Genomic DNA, 14730 nt, shown 5'->3' on the forward strand with positions numbered 1-14730 from the left:
GGCAGCGTTGGGGGACAGGCGCGGGTTGGCGGTCGAAGGGTGCCGCCATTATCGCATCGATGGCCACATCGGCTGCGATTCCCCTATGGCGGTGAGATGACGGTCGATATTCTGGCGGGTCGCAGGCCGACGGTGGCCGTCGACCCAAGTCAATTATTTGCGCTGGGCTCGGCCTGCTTTGCCGCGCTGACAGCGGTTCTTGGGAAGCTCGGGGTGGCGCAGGTCAACTCGAATATGGCGACACTGATTCGCACGGTTGTCATCTTCGTGGTGACGTTGTCGATCGTTGGCATGCGAGGCGAGTGGCAGCGGCCGACGAGTCTGAGCGCGAACACATGGCTGTTCCTCGTGCTCTCGGGGGTGGCGACGGGCTTGTCGTGGCTCTGCTACTTCCGTGCGCTGCAACTGGGGCCCGTGTCGGGCGTGGCGCCACTCGACAAGCTCAGCGTTGCGATGGCGATGTTGATCGGTTGGGGGGTACTGGGCGAGCCGTTCTCGCTCAAGGAGGCGTTCGGCGGTTTGTTGATCGTTGCGGGGGCCCTCGTGCTGGTGCTCTGAACGTGGGGGAGCGGACACGTCGTCGGTGTTCGGCCATGGCCGCCCGGTGCCATGGCTACCAGCGAAACACGCTGTACCCGATCCGTACCTGTGAGGTGGAGTGGCGATTGTAGTCGAGCAGGTCTTCGCCGTAGCCGGTGAAATAGCCGAGCCAGACATAGCCGCCCGTGCCCGGGATCAGCTTGCCGAGCGGATAGGTCACCTGCAAATCCACGCTGCCATAGTTGCGCTTCATACCCTTGCGAAGCGTTGCGCCGATCTGCCAGCCGTTCGGCTTGCCCCACAAGACGAGCAGGTCCATGTAGCCGCGATAATTCTGGATGTCACGGTTATCTTTCTTCTCAACATAGGCATAGAGCTTCGGTGCCACGGTCCAGTGGTACTCCGAAAGGTTGCCGAACTTGAAGATGGGCTTGAAGAAGAGGGTGTTGATACTGCGCGAATCGTCACCCGCCTTGCCGTTGGACTCGTGCTCGATACCGGCCGCGATGCCCAGCGAAGTGAACCAGCTCGCGCGTGCGCCGGTGTCCGGGACGTAGTAGAAGAGACTCGGCCGGTAGTTCGAATCGCGAAAGGGGGCCGATTCCGCTTCCAGATCCCAGATTGACAACTGGGTGTAACCGAAATACAGATTGTCGAGGAAGGACTTCGACGCGGGGTTGTCCGGCTTGAGAATGTGGAATTTGAAGCTGAGTTGGAAACGCGCGTTGGCGTCGCCGTTCTTGCCGAACGCGATGTACATCGGCTCATTCGACGAGAGGCGCGCGAACTCGGCATCGCTTGTCGGTGCGATTGCGTCGGGTGCGGCGCTGGTGATGGCCCCTGGGGCCGGAGCCACGGTAGGCGCAGACACGGAAGTGCCGTCGGCGCGGGTGGGCACAACCCCATTGCCAGGCGCGGCCGGCGCGGCGGCGACCATCGGTTCGGCCGGTGCGGCACGATCGAGCACGATCGTCGTGGTCGAGGCATCCCAGTCGACGGGTTCAACGCGCACGGTGCCGCGCAGTTCCTTCGGTAATTCGGCGGAATATGAAACGCGGCGGAACTGCCCTTTCGCGAGCGTTACCTGAGCGGGCACGGCGCTCGTACGCTTGAGGGGCAGCAAAGTCGGCTTGAAATCGTCGTTGGAGATGCGTACGACGATTTCGTCGGGCAGCTTGATCGGCTTGCGGCCCTGGCCGTCCTGCGTGGCCAGAAGCATCAGTTGCAGGGGCGCGTCGCCAGCGAGGGCGCGAGGCGGTTGCAAGAGCGAGAGTTCGGCGTGTGCGGCGCTGCTCAAGGCCACCCAGAGCGCTGCAACACCGAGTTGGATGGCGCGCGGCGGCGTTGGGGCGAATGCGGCGAGATTCGTCTTTGGCATCGGTCCGTTTGAGTTGGCGGCTCCGGGCGGTGCGCCCGAAGTCTGTTACGGCCGACCTCGGGGGCGTCCTCGGAGGTCGGCGTCGCGGGCGCGGCGTTCGCGCCCGCGAGATTTGGCTCGGTCGTGCGCCGCATCGGCGCATCGGCGCATCGGCGCATCGTCGCCAAGCGCCAAGCGTTAAGCGTTAAGCGCTATTGTCGCTCAGCCGCTCAGCCGCTCAGCCGCTCAGCCGCGTAGCCCGTGGCCATGGCGATGGCAGGGGCGCTTGCAGATGCGCTCAAATGCGCCCGTGCCAATCGCGGATGAATGTCTCGATGTGCCCGGGCGGCAAGGGACGCGTGCAATGATACCCCTGCCACGCGTGACAGCCCATCGACGCGAGCGCATCGCGCTGAGCGCTCGTCTCGACACCTTCCGCAACGGTCTCGATCTCGAGCTTGCGGGCAATGGCGATGATGGCGCGAATCAACTCGGTGTCGTAGCCGCCAAGCAGCACGCCGGCCACGAACTGGTAGTCGATCTTGACGGTGCCGAAGGGCCAACGCTTGAGGCGAACGAAACTCGAATAGCCCGTGCCGAAATCGTCGAGCGACAGGCGAACCCCCATCGCCACGAGTTCGTTCATCAGCGTAGCCGCTTCGTCGAGGTGCGAGATCAGCGACGACTCCGTGATCTCGATCTCGAGCTTGTCGGGCGGCACACGATGGTGCTTGAGAGCGTAGTGGATCGTGTCGAGTGTCTGCACGCGCATTTGCTGCGCCGAGAGGTTCACCGCCACACGCGGATACTCCTCGCCGTCCGTGTGCCATTGGTCGAGCTGACGGCAGGCCTCCTGCAACGTCCATTCGCCGATCGGGCCGATGACGTCGCAACGCTCGGCTGCCGGGATGAATTCGCCCGGCATGATCAGTTCGTCGTCGCGCTGCCAGCGGATGAGGGCTTCCAGGCCGGTCAGCCGGTGGGTGCGCATGTCGATCTGCGGCTGGTAATGCAGACGGAACTCCGATCCCGAAAGGGCGCGTCCGATGACGTTGCGCCAGTGGTGTTCGTTGCCGGCGTCATCCGGTGGTGTGACACCTTCGGTGGGCGCCGATGGCGCCTCGGTGACAAGAAAGCGCGATGCACTCTCGCGAATCGCTTGATCGGCGACATCGGACGTATGCTCGAGCAGGGTGGCAGGCCATACGGGGACCTGCGGCAGATGCGTCACGCCCGCCGAGACGATCGGATAGAGCAGACCGTTGCCGCAAGGCACCGGCGACTCGGCGGCACGGATGAAACGCCGGGCAACCTGTACCGCAGCCTCGCGACTGCCGAGATCGCGCAGCAAGATGGCAATCTGCTGATCGGAAACGCGTCCGACGAGGTCGCGGCGACGAATGCGCGAACCGATGCGAAACGCGACGGTTGCGAGCAGATCGGCGTCGGAGATGGCCGCTTGACTGGTCGCCGTGCGTTGCCCGCGTCCCACGTGGAGCACGATCAAGGCACTGTGGCTGCCCGGCGGGCTTGGGGTGCGCAAGTCCAAGCTGAGGGCGCGCAACAGCCGCTGGCGATCCAGCAGCAGATCGGCGAGGACGACTTGCCGTCGCAGCGCGTTCGTGTCGTTCATCTCGGCACGCAGGCAGACGTCGCCCGCACGGTTGAGCGTTTGTCATCGCCGCGTGTATGTCCTGCCGGCAGATGAATCCCATGCGTCGAACAGGTCGTGCCGCAAGAAAACCCTTGAATCATGTTCTGCATAAGACGCGTAAATGTGTCGGCCTTCGTGCGAGGGGCGCAAGAGGCTGACCGGCCGGTGCACCGCATTCCCCGCGCTCAGGCAGACCGCGCGCAAGGCGTGGCCCGACAAGAAGCTCGTGCCCGGTCGCGAAACCGGGTCCTTCTACCTTTAACGGCACCCGTCCTTGAAAATGAAGTCCGGGTTTCACCTATGGCCGGGGCGGCTGGGCTGAGCCAGCCACTCGCGTCCGCGAAGCATGAAATTCCAATAAACCGTTGGCAGCACGTACTTTTTCAGTATCCATGCGAAACGACTTGCGTGCGTGCCGTCGACGGGGAACGTGGGCAGCAGTTTGCCACCGTAGCCGAACTCCGCGAGCACTATCTTGCCGTGTTCTACCGTGAGCGGACAAGCCCCGTAGCCGTCGTAGTGCATCGCCAGCGGGCGGCCGTCCATGGCGGCGAGCAGATTTTCTGCAACGACGACCGCCTGCTTGCGCGCTGCAGCCGCCGTCTTGGCGTTGGGCGCGGAGATGGCATCGCCCGCGCCGAAAATATTGGCGAAGCGCGCGTGGCGTAGCGTTGCGGGATCGACTTCGCACCAGCCGGCGGCGTCGGCCAGCGGACTCGCGCGCAGCACATCCGGCGCGCTTTGCGGCGGCACGACGTGCAGGAAGTCGAACGGCTTGTCGACAAACTGCGACTGGCCGTCGGCGTCGAAAATTTCAAAACGGGCAACGCGCCGCTCACCGTCGACCGCACGCAGATGCGAGAGATGATTGAGCGAAATGTGGTAGCGCTTTACGTATTCCATCAGCGCGGGGACGTAATCCTTCACGCCGAACAGTGCCGGCGCCACCAGATGAAATTCGATCTTCGTTTTGTCCAGCACGCCGTTCTGACGCCAGGTATCGGCCGACAGATACATCGCCTTTTGCGGTGCGCCCGCGCATTTGATCGGCATAGGCGGTTGCGTGAACAAGGCATTGCCGCCCTTGAATTCGCGAACCAGCGACCACGTGTACGGCGCGAGATCGAAGCGATAGTTGGAGGTGACGCCGTTGCGCCCGAGCGTATCGGTCAGACCGTCGATCGCTTCCCAATTGAGTTGCAGGCCCGGTGCCACGATGAGATAGCGATAGCCGAGGCGGCGGCCGTCCGAGAGCAGGATCTGCTGGCGCTCCGGGGCGAATGCGGTCACCGCCGCCTGAATCCACGTCACCCCTTTGGGGATCACGCTGGACATTGGGCGCGCTGTGCGCGCGGGATCGAACTCGCCCGCGCCGACCAGCGTCCAGGCGGGCTGGTAATAGTGCGTGTCGGCCGGGTCCACAATCATGATCGAGAGCGATGGACGGCGGCGACGCAGGCTGGCCGCTACGGAGATTCCCGCAGCGCCAGCCCCCATGATCACGATGTCGGCGCTGCTTTCCGTCGCGGGGGTGGGCGTAGCGGATACATCGCTGGACATAAGGTCTCCGACAGATAAGCAAAAATTGGAACGGATGACGACATATCGATGCGCATCCTCAACGCCGCGCGATGGCGGTTCACACGAACGAGCAATGGCTGGCGCGATGCGTGCGGGACATTGTATAGAAACTGTGCCGGTTTGCCCCCGGGTTTCACGGGAAAAGCCGCGAATCATCACAATCGTTTGCGTTGCCCGACGCGACGCGCGTCATGGAAAGACAATGAAAGGCGAGCGCGTGCTCGGCACCGATAAGTCATGGACGTTCTTGTGGGGGCGGGAGTTGCCGATTCGAGGGTGTCGAAACGTGGGTGTCGAATCGAAGGTGTCGAATCGAAGGTGTCGACTCGAAGGTGTCGACTCGAAGGTGTCGAATCGAGAGCGTCGAAATTTGAGGGGCGGGCGGTAACGCCCTCACATCTCACGCGCGCAGCGGATCGTGGTCGCAGGCCACGTCGATCGGGTCCGCTTCGGTGTGACATGCGCACGCCTCGCCGTGCGCACCCTGCATCAAGGCGCGCAGGATTCCGCAATCGCTCGTGTCGTGGCGGCTATGGCATTGCGCCTGAAGGTGCAGCAACTGTTGCTCGAGCGCCTGCAATTCGTGAATGCGAGCGTGCACGCGTGCGAGGTGTGCCTCGATCAATTGATTTGCGTCTTCGCACGTCACATTCGTGTCGTGGGCAAGTTCGCCGAGTCGCTTCGCGTCGGCGAGCGGCATGTCGAGCGAGCGGCAATGGCGAATGAAGCGCAATGCTTCGAGATGGTCGTCGCCGTAGGTACGGTAACCGGCGTCGGTCCGCGGCGGGGCCGCCAGCAGGCCCGCTCGCTCGTAATAGCGGATCGTTTCGACGTCGGTGCCCGCCGCTCGGGCCAATTCTCCGATTTTCATGCTTGACTCCGTAGTGACTACAGGGTTTTGAATGCAGGTTAACACAAATCGGGAAACCAGGAGTTCACATGTCCAACCCCTCGGATTCCGCTCGTCTGGCGGGATCGGCAACGGCAGAACACAAGGCGCACCGCCATGGCACGTCTGCATGCCAAGCGAGTCGCGGGCAGGACGACTCGCATGAGCATCGGCACGGTCACCCACACGGGCACGAGCATGACCATCAGCACGATCATCCGCATGGGCACGACCACGGGCATGCCGCCTCGGGTGTTCCAGGCGGGACGCCGGCGCACGACGCGGCGAGTTGCTGTGCCGGCAGCGCAAGCCTGTCGCACGCCGAACCGCCGCCTGCAGCGGGCCTGCCGCAGGCGCGTTTCAGGATCGATCAGATGGATTGCCCGACGGAGGAGCAGCTCATTCGCGCCCAACTAGAGCGCCGGCCCGGCGTCGACGCGCTGTACTTCAATCTCCTTAAGCGTGAGTTGACGATCGTTTTCGACGAAGGGGCGTCGGCGGCTGAGGTTTCCCGGCAAGGCGAGGCGGCCGCCGATACGCTGCGCAAGCTCGGCATGACGCCGGTGCCGCTGGCCGGGGATGATGCGGGTGCGGCGCCGCCCCCCGAGCGCCGCAAGGGCGATGTCGTGCGTCTGGCTGTGGGGGGCGTGCTCGCAGCCGCAAGCGAGGTTGCGGCCTGGTCCGGCATGCCTGAGCATAGCCCGTGGATCGGCGGCATGGTGTTGGGGGCCATCCTGGCGTGCGGTTTGCCGACGCTGAAAAAGGGCTGGATCGCGCTGCGCCACTTCACGCTGAACATTCATTTCCTGATGTCGCTGGCCGTCATTGGCGCGATAGGCATCGGCCAGTGGCCCGAGGCGGCGATGGTGATCGCGCTGTTCGCCTTATCCGAAAAACTCGAGGCCGCGTCGCTCACGCGTGCCCGCCGTGCCGTCGAAGCGCTGATGCGTCTGGCCCCCGATCATGCGTCGGTTGAGCAAGCCGACGGCAGTTGGGCGGACGTGCCTGCCGTGTCGCTTTCAGTGGGCGCACGCGTGCGTGCACGTCCCGGTGAGCGCATTGCGATCGACGGTGTGATCGAGCAAGGCAGTTCCGCACTCAATCAGGCATCGATTACCGGTGAGAGCGTTCCGGTCGACAAGACGGTGGGCGACGAAGTCTACGCAGGCAGCATCAATGAGAGCGGGCTCATCGTGTATCGCACGAACGTTGCGCCAGGCGACACGACGCTTGCCCGCATTGTGCGCATCGTCGAGACCGCCCAGCAGCAACGTTCGCCGACACAACGTTTTGTCGACAGGTTCGCGCGAATCTATACGCCGGTTGTCGTGCTCTGCGCATTGCTCGTGGCGCTCGTGCCGCCTCTGGCCTTCGGTCTGGCCTGGTCGCCGTGGATTTACAAGGCGCTCGTGATGCTGGTCATCGCGTGTCCGTGTGCGCTGGTGATTTCGACGCCGGTGACGGTCGTGAGCGGTCTGACGGCGGCGGCGCGTGCGGGCATCCTGATCAAGGGCGGGACGTTTCTCGAAAGCGGCCATCTGATTCGGGCGGTGGCGCTCGACAAGACGGGCACGCTCACGCGTGGCGAGCCGCACCTCACGGATGTGGTCCCGCTGGGCGAAACGTCTCGCGACGAAGCGCTCCTCCTCGCCGCCGCGCTCGACGCGCAAACGACCCATCCGATTGCGCGCGCCATTGTCGACGGTTATACGCAAGCCGGTCTCGGCGCATTGCCAAGCGTCACGGATTTCGAGGCACTTGCCGGCATGGGCGTGAAGGGGCGCGTCGGTCAAACGCTGTACTACCTTGGCAATCATCGTTTGATCGAATCGCTGGGGGTATGCAACGAAAGCGTTGAGGCGGAACTCGCGCGTCTCGAAGCGCAAGCGCGCACGGCCATCGTGCTGGCCAGTGAAACGCGGGCGCTTGCGGTGCTGGCCGTGGCGGACACGCTGCGAGAAGGGGCGCGCGAGGCGGTTGCACGGTTGACGCAGATGGGCGTTCGCACGGTCATGTTGACGGGCGATAACCGTGCGACCGCGCAGGTGATCGGTCAGCAGGCCGGCGTGAGCGACGTGCGTGCAGAAATGCTGCCGGAAGACAAATGGCGGGCCGTGTCGTCGCTTCGGACTGAATTCGGCCACGTGGGCATGGTCGGCGACGGCATCAACGACGCCCCCGCGCTTGCGGCCGCCGACGTCGGTTTTGCGATGGGGGTGACAGGCACCGATAGCGCCCTCGAGACCGCCGACGTCACGCTGATGGACGACGACCTTCGCAAGCTGCCTGCGTTTCTGGCGCTGTCCAAGCGCTCGGCAGGCGTGCTCAAGCAGAACATCGCTGTGGCGCTCTCCATCAAGGCGGTGTTTTTCGCCCTGGCAGCGGTGGGGCTGGCGTCGCTCTGGATGGCGGTGTTCGCCGATGTCGGGGCCAGTCTGCTGGTGATCGCCAACGGCATGCGCCTGTTGCGCGCGAACGTGGCGTGATTGAGTGTCGGCCGGCTGCCGCTTAGTGCTTGCGCATGGCGCGCTCGAGACTGTGAGCGCTGGGCAACCGACCCAGCACATGCGCCGCGCGGCTGGTGGTGTTGACAATGACCGAATCGAGACGCCCGATCAGTGCATCGCGCTGTTCGGCGCTGAGCGGCATGTGCTCGCAGATCCGCTGGGCGACAACGGCATCGTTGACTTGACCCAGCAACCCCTGGGCAGCGCGCAGTATGTCCTCGTATGGCGTTCGGACCGCTTTGCGAAGCCACGGCGTCAACAGTTCTGCGCTGTAGCGGGCCGTCTTGATCTTCACGCGCAGTGCGTGCAACTCTTCGGTGCCGAGCATCGCCAACTGGCGGCAATCCGGAAATAGCGCAACATACTGGGCGCGAAGCACGTTATGCGCATGCTTTGCCAACGCGCGTGGCCGCTTGCCTGGGGTGCGAGAGAGACGCCGCAATGCCTTGGCCGCCCGGACCTCGCCCCAGCCATCTGCGCCGATACCAAATGCCTGCAAGAGCACGGCATGCAACGCTTGCAGACGCTCGCCAGTCAACGCCTCTGCGGCAAGCGCACGGGCATCGCCACGCAGTCTTGCCACATGGGCATCGACCGCAGGCCAGTCAATGTCAGGATGGTCGCCGCGAAGTGCCGGTAACGTTGTGCTCACGAGCACATCGGCATCTCGCGTCGGCCCCATCGATTGCCCCAACCAGCGCAATTCCCCTTTGAGCCGGCGGTGCCAGCGAGGCTTCAGCCAGGGTGAGAAGACATCGATCAACGCACGCAGACGGCGTGTCGCAATTCGCAACTGATGAATGGCTTCGGCGTCGACGGATGCGGCGCTGTCGGTGTCCTGCGCAGCATTCGGTAACGATGGCCATTGCATCAGGGCAAGCGACGTGAGAGTGACGAGCAGACGCTGGGCCGACATACGCCGTATCTGCCTGACGCTCAGCGTCGTGCCGACCCCGGCGACAGGCTGGCTGGCGACGGGCGATACCTCGGCGGGAGCGGCGATGGCCGCGGACGTTACGCGTGTCATGTTACGCAACATAGCATAGGTGCCGGGGGAAAAGCGCCAAGGCGAGCCGGTGCGACGGGACGTCGCAGTGACGCGAATTCAGCGCCTCAGGAAGTCGTGATGAGACAACGAGGAATCGGAGAAAACGAGGGAACAGTGCAATGAGGCAACTGTGCAATGCGGCGGTGCGATGCGGTGGCGCAATGGGGTGGCGCAATGGCGAGGGCGATGCCGTGACCCGAGGACGCGATGCGAAGTTGACGCGGACGGCGGGAGAGGCGAATTCGGTGGGGGCAAGCTGCGGAGCCGACCGGCGTGTCGGTGGAAGATGACGTAAGCCTCGCTACCTTCGCTAACGTCACTTGGCAGTCACAGGCCGCCGAAGGCTGAACGGGACGGCTCGTCGCGGGCGCCCAGTTTCCGTGAGTCGGTGCGCAGGACACCCGCGAGGCGCGCAGCGTCACATCAGTCGTGGACCTCGCATGAGGATGACGTGACGCGTATCCGTCGCCCCATACCGCACGGCGGCAATGGGAGCAAAAAGATAGGCCGGCACGGAGGCCGGCCTGCGCGCAACTGGTTTTACTTCTTGTTCACGGCGTCCTTGAACGCCTTGCCAGCCGTGAACTTCACGGTTTTAGCGGCCGGGATCTTGATCGCTTCGCCGGTCTTCGGGTTGCGGCCGGTACGCGCAGCGCGCTTGCCCGAACCGAACGAGCCGAAGCCGATCAACTGAACCGAATCACCCTTGGCGACAGCCTTCTTGATGGCGTCGAGCAGAGCGTCGAGGGTCTCGGTGGTTTGAGCCTTGCTTGCACCCGTATTACCGGCGGCGGCGTCGATCAGTTCCTGTTTGTTCATGTGTGTTTCCCTTGAGAGGTGGTGAATACCGGCGACAACTCTAACACTTTCGCAATTTGACGAGTGTCGGTGTTGTATCCGCGCCATAAGGCACGCGGCACACGCCAGCATGTCGCCTTCACAACACGTCACGCAAACGCGATCCGAAGATCTGTCCTGTCACGCATCGCGAGGGCGCCGGCACTGGCCGGGCAGGCGCATTATAGAGCCATCGGCGGGCTGTGGGCCAGTCCTGACAACGGTTTGCGGCGATTTTGTTGCGCGATGCCGCGTAATTTCTTGTTCTTGATGATAAAACCCCGGTAACTGCGGGCATCTCCGGTCATGCGCCCGCGCAATCCCTTGCTGGGCGGGCTTTGGGGGTTTCCCTAGCTCTCCGGGGCTTGCGCACCCGGACGACTTTTGATTGGCGTTGCGCCGCGCCCGTCGCATGACGTGTCCGGAATTCACAGCCATGTCATTCGCAGCGTCTAGCGTAACGCCTCCTCACAGACGACGCGCCGCTGTGTGCGTCCTATCCTCGAAGGGCGGTGATGGACCTGGACACGCCGCCATTTGCATCCAAGGAGTCGCCGTCATGCTGCTTTGCCAGATCACCGATCTTCATGTCACGCGGCCCGGTGCGCTTGCCTGCGCGCGTGTCGATACCGCGCGTTCGTTGCGTCGCGCGATTGCCGCGATCAACCGCTTGTCGCCGCGGCCCGATGCCGTCATCGCCACCGGCGATCTGATCGACACGTCGCATCCGTCGGAATACGAAGTACTTCGGGCGTGTCTGTCCGAGTTGACGGTTCCGCTGTATCTGTGCGTCGGCAATCACGACCATCGGGAGGCGCTGCGCGCCGCATTCCCGGACCACGCCTACCTGCGCACCGGTAGCGAATTCGTGCAGTACCGCGTCGATCTCGGGGCGTTGACGGTTTTGGTGCTCGATACGCAGGATCCGCCGAATGCGGGCGGGCATTTGTGCGACGCCCGTCTGACCTGGCTCGACGAACAGTTGCAGGCGTGCGCGGGGCGTCCCACACTCGTCGCAATGCATCATCCGCCGTTCGATACGGGCATTGAATTCATGGACGGCCTGGGCCTGTCGGCGCGCGGCCGCGCGGGCTTCGCGCGTGTGGTGTCGCGCCACCGTCACGTCGAACGCGTGATCTGCGGTCATCTGCATCGAAGCATCCAGGCGAGTGTGGCGGGGGCGCCCGAGGTCATGGCGAGCACGTGCGTGTCGACCGCGCATCAGATCACGCTGGGGCTCGCGCCCGGCGCACCAGGGTCGATCGCCCTCGAGCCGCCGGGCTTCGCGTTGCACCTCTGGCAGCCGGGGGCGGGCGTGCGCACGCATCTGGCGTACGTTGGCCCGTACGACGGTCCATACACGTTCGACGGTGAATCGGTCTCCTGACGGATTCACGTGGGTTTGCGGCGCAAAAACATGGGGACGAAAGTAGGACTGGCCATCGGTAAAGTGCACTTCCATAACACTTAAAAGATCAGTTCGAATTAGCGGCCCCGGGCCACCCCGACGACAACGGATCGGGAGGCGCTCGCGATGGGACTTCCCGAGAGAACGCTCGATTCGATACGCCAGGCCCCGGCCAGGACGCCGGGCAGTGCACCTTCCGAAAACGGGGAATCATGACAACCGCCATCGCGCATCGCCTGCGCGAACGCCGACCCTTTCCGATCGCACCTTGCAAGGCGAGCGTGTGACGGCGGGCCGGCACCTGCGTCCGGACGGTGCTGCGCGGGGCATGCGAATGCTGCGATGCGCGTTCACGATCAGCCTTGCCGCGCTCGCAGTGTCGGCCCAGGCGCAAGCGTTGCGGCTCGTCTTTCACGCCGACGCGTGGGGTACGCCGCCAGGGGGTGCCACAGCGTCAGCGGCGCTCGCGTGGCAGGCCGTCTCGGCGGTGCTGGCGGGGGCGGCCATGACGTGTGCGCTGCCGCCTGCCTATCGCGAGCGGCGTGGTGTGTTCTGCCACATCGCGCTGACGGCCTTTTTTCTGCCCGTCGCGGGGCTGGTCGTGGTGCTCGGCGTGCTGTCGATAGGTTGCCTGTTTCCGACGCCGCGCGAGCCGCTCGCGGCTGGCCGGGTGACGGCCCCGAGATTCATCGCGCATCTGATGGCGCGAGTCCCGCATGGCGCGGGAACGCGCTTGCGGGCGCGACTGCGCAACCTGCACGGCGAGCGCGACGACCGCCTGGCGGCATTAATTTCGGTGCGGGCACTGCCGTCGAAGGCGACGAGCGAAATTGCCCGCGATCTGCTTGCCGATCCCGTCGACGAGGTTCGTCTGCTGGCACACGGCATGCTTGACGGGATGGAGAAGCGCATCATGCAACAGATTTTCGCTGCGCGGGCGCACCATGCAACGTCGCAGCATGAAGACGACCGTGCCCATGCCTGCCGGCGACTCGCCCAACTGTACTGGGAGCTGATCTATCAGGACCTCGTGCGTGGCGAAGTGCGGCGCTTCACGCTGGAGCGCGCGGAGCAATTCGCGCACGACACGCTGGCGCAACACGAGGACGACGCCTCGATGTGGTACTTGCTCGGCCGCTGTGCGCTGCTGCGCGAGACGCCCGATGCTGCCGAGCGGTACTTGCGTCAAGCACAGTTCCATCGGTTTCCGACAGAGCGCCTGTTGCCGTGGCTGGCCGAGGCGGCGTTTCAGAAGCGTCGTTACCGCGTGGTGACGCAACTGCTCGATGGGCTTGCGCCGGGCGCGGCGGCGGTTGACGGGGCGAAGGCGTCGGCGAGCGCAACCGGTTCCCCGGCGGTGCAGTCCGCCGTGCGGTTCTGGACGCGCTAGTGCGCATGACGATGTCCGCCCAAGGCGATCTCGCCCATCCGAAGCCTTATGCCGGGGTCGCAGACGCTGCGCGCACGGCGAGGAGCGAGGGCTGATGGCCGGAATCGGTTTCGAGCTGCGGCGTCTGCTGCGCAGCGACACGCTCACAGGCACCCTTGCCGCGTATGGCTACGCGGGGATCATCGGCGCGGGTCCGCTGGTACTGTCGATGGCGAGCGTGGTGCTGGTGGGACTGATGAGCGTGGTGCACGTCCATGCGCAGCACGTGCTGACGCAGTTTCAGGTCTCGGTGACGTATCTGATCGCGTCGAGCATGATTGCGACGGGGCTAATCCAGCTCGCGTTCACACGGTATCTGAGCGACCGCCTGTACGCGGGCGAGCCGCAGGCGGTGATGCCTGCGTTCAACGCCGTGTCGCTGGTCACGACCGTCGTGCTCGGAGCCATCGGACTCGTCGCGTCGCAGACGCTCTTCTCGGGGCAGCCGCTCACGTATCGCTGGCTGATGTGGATCGCCTTCGTACTGCTTGGCAATCTTTGGAACGTGGTGCTGTTCCTCACGAGCGTGAAGCAGTACCGCGCCATTGTCGGTATGTTCTGCGCCGGCTACAGTCTGAGCGTGGTCAGTGCCGTACTGTTGGGGCGTTTCGGCCTGATGGGGCTGCTCGGCGGTTTTGTCATCGGACACACGGCCCTGCTATTGGGGCTGACGGCGGTCGTCATGCGCCATTACCGCACGACGACCTGGTTGTCGTGGACGGTCTTTGCGCCGGGCAACCTGCGCTGGTCGCTGGTCGGTGTCGGCGTGTGCTTCGGTCTGGGCGTTTGGATCGACAAGTGGATTTTTTGGGCCTCGCCGGTCACCGGCATGGCCGTCATCGGGCCGCTGCGCGCCGCGCCCATCTACGATCTGCCGGTCTTCCTCTCGTACCTGTGCGTCATTCCAGGCATGGCGGTGTTTCTGCTGCGAATCGAGACGGATTTTGCCGAAGCCTATGCCGGGTTTTACGACGCGGTGCGGCAAGGGGGCACGCTGCGCCAGATTTCGGGGGCGCGTGTGCTGATGGTGCGCGCCGTGCGCACGGGACTCTACGAGATTCTCAAGGTACAGGTCGTGGTGACGCTGTTGGTCTTTGCGTGCGGTGCCGACCTTCTGGGGCGAGTCGGGATGCCTGACGCGTGGCAACCGTTGTTGCGTATCGACGTCGTCGCGGCAGGCTTGCAGGTCCTGCTGCTCGGCGTGCTCAACATCCTGCTCTACCTGGACCGGCGGCGCGACGCGCTGCTGCTCACCGCGTTGCTGGTGGTGCTCAACGCCGCCTTCACCCGGGCCAGTCTGCATTACGGGCCGGCATGTTACGGCTACGGGTTCGCGCTCGCGTTGCTGTGCGTGCTGGGACTTGGCACCTACCGGCTGGCCCGGTGCCTTGCCGCGCTCGAATATCACACCTACATGGGCCAGCGCACATGAGCGCACCCAAACCCCTGCGGTTCGGCGGGGACAAATGAAAGCAATTCC

General features: G+C 64.4%; 10 protein-coding genes and 1 pseudogene. 5 read left to right on the forward strand and 6 right to left on the reverse strand.

Features of this window, described 5'->3' with window-relative positions; genetic code table 11:
- Positions 1-96: 96 nt before the first annotated feature.
- Entirely contained in the window at positions 97-558 is a 462-nt protein-coding gene (locus tag ACE3UG_RS14080; protein ID WP_374624860.1) for an EamA family transporter, read from the forward strand.
- Between the two features lie 55 nt (positions 559-613).
- Here ACE3UG_RS14080 and ACE3UG_RS14085 read toward each other — a convergent pair whose 3' ends face one another.
- From ACE3UG_RS14085 to ACE3UG_RS14100, 4 genes and pseudogenes are all read right to left on the reverse strand, one after another.
- A complete protein-coding gene (locus ACE3UG_RS14085) occupies positions 614-1918 on the reverse strand; it encodes a phospholipase A (RefSeq protein ID WP_374624862.1) in 1305 nt (434 codons plus the stop codon).
- A gap of 277 nt (positions 1919-2195) precedes the next feature.
- Entirely contained in the window at positions 2196-3530 is a 1335-nt protein-coding gene (locus ACE3UG_RS14090; protein WP_374624864.1) for a putative bifunctional diguanylate cyclase/phosphodiesterase, read from the reverse strand.
- A gap of 315 nt (positions 3531-3845) precedes the next feature.
- Positions 3846-5081, reverse strand: a pseudogene (locus ACE3UG_RS14095) (FAD/NAD(P)-binding oxidoreductase); the annotation flags it as partial.
- A gap of 451 nt (positions 5082-5532) precedes the next feature.
- Positions 5533-6003 carry a Cd(II)/Pb(II)-responsive transcriptional regulator gene (locus tag ACE3UG_RS14100; RefSeq protein ID WP_374624866.1) on the reverse strand — a complete coding sequence of 157 codons (471 nt, stop codon included), beginning with the start codon at positions 6001-6003 and terminating at the stop codon, positions 5533-5535.
- 68 nt (positions 6004-6071) lie between these two features.
- Here ACE3UG_RS14100 and ACE3UG_RS14105 point away from each other — a divergent pair, with 68 nt between their 5' ends.
- Positions 6072-8507, forward strand: a complete 2436-nt coding sequence (locus tag ACE3UG_RS14105) for a heavy metal translocating P-type ATPase (protein ID WP_374624868.1) — start codon at positions 6072-6074, stop codon at positions 8505-8507.
- Positions 8508-8529: 22 nt separating this feature from the next.
- Here ACE3UG_RS14105 and ACE3UG_RS14110 read toward each other — a convergent pair whose 3' ends face one another.
- Positions 8530-9555, reverse strand: a complete 1026-nt coding sequence (locus tag ACE3UG_RS14110; RefSeq protein WP_374624870.1) for a CHAD domain-containing protein — start codon at positions 9553-9555, stop codon at positions 8530-8532.
- 561 nt (positions 9556-10116) lie between these two features.
- Positions 10117-10395, reverse strand: a complete 279-nt coding sequence (locus ACE3UG_RS14115; protein WP_374624872.1) for an HU family DNA-binding protein — start codon at positions 10393-10395, stop codon at positions 10117-10119.
- A gap of 577 nt (positions 10396-10972) precedes the next feature.
- Between ACE3UG_RS14115 and ACE3UG_RS14120 the strand changes: the two genes are divergently transcribed.
- From ACE3UG_RS14120 to pelG, 3 genes are all read left to right on the forward strand, one after another.
- Complete coding sequence (locus tag ACE3UG_RS14120; protein ID WP_374624874.1) at positions 10973-11800, forward strand: phosphodiesterase; 828 nt, start codon at positions 10973-10975, stop codon at positions 11798-11800.
- Between the two features lie 349 nt (positions 11801-12149).
- Positions 12150-13211 (forward strand): lipopolysaccharide N-acetylglucosaminyl transferase, encoded by a 1062-nt coding sequence (locus ACE3UG_RS14125; protein ID WP_374624876.1) that lies wholly within the window; start codon positions 12150-12152, stop codon positions 13209-13211.
- Positions 13212-13305: 94 nt separating this feature from the next.
- Positions 13306-14682 carry an exopolysaccharide Pel transporter PelG gene (gene pelG, locus ACE3UG_RS14130; protein ID WP_374624878.1) on the forward strand — a complete coding sequence of 459 codons (1377 nt, stop codon included), beginning with the start codon at positions 13306-13308 and terminating at the stop codon, positions 14680-14682.
- Positions 14683-14730 lie beyond the last annotated feature (48 nt).

Source organism: Pandoraea sp. (assembly GCF_041919235.1).
Lineage (GTDB): Bacteria > Pseudomonadota > Gammaproteobacteria > Burkholderiales > Burkholderiaceae > Pandoraea.

Excerpts from the sequence above, each read along its gene's own strand:
- ACE3UG_RS14090 (WP_374624864.1), bottom strand. The coding sequence starts at position 3,530 with ATGAACGACACGAACGCGCTGCGACGGCAAGTCGTCCTCGCCGATCTG.
- ACE3UG_RS14100 (WP_374624866.1), bottom strand. The coding sequence starts at position 6,003 with ATGAAAATCGGAGAATTGGCCCGAGCGGCGGGCACCGACGTCGAAACG.
- ACE3UG_RS14115 (WP_374624872.1), bottom strand. The coding sequence starts at position 10,395 with ATGAACAAACAGGAACTGATCGACGCCGCCGCCGGTAATACGGGTGCA.
- ACE3UG_RS14125 (WP_374624876.1), top strand. The coding sequence starts at position 12,150 with ATGCGAATGCTGCGATGCGCGTTCACGATCAGCCTTGCCGCGCTCGCA.
- ACE3UG_RS14080 (WP_374624860.1), top strand. The coding sequence starts at position 97 with ATGACGGTCGATATTCTGGCGGGTCGCAGGCCGACGGTGGCCGTCGAC.
- ACE3UG_RS14120 (WP_374624874.1), top strand. The coding sequence starts at position 10,973 with ATGCTGCTTTGCCAGATCACCGATCTTCATGTCACGCGGCCCGGTGCG.
- ACE3UG_RS14085 (WP_374624862.1), bottom strand. The coding sequence starts at position 1,918 with ATGCCAAAGACGAATCTCGCCGCATTCGCCCCAACGCCGCCGCGCGCC.
- ACE3UG_RS14105 (WP_374624868.1), top strand. The coding sequence starts at position 6,072 with ATGTCCAACCCCTCGGATTCCGCTCGTCTGGCGGGATCGGCAACGGCA.
- ACE3UG_RS14110 (WP_374624870.1), bottom strand. The coding sequence starts at position 9,555 with ATGACACGCGTAACGTCCGCGGCCATCGCCGCTCCCGCCGAGGTATCG.
- pelG (WP_374624878.1), top strand. The coding sequence starts at position 13,306 with ATGGCCGGAATCGGTTTCGAGCTGCGGCGTCTGCTGCGCAGCGACACG.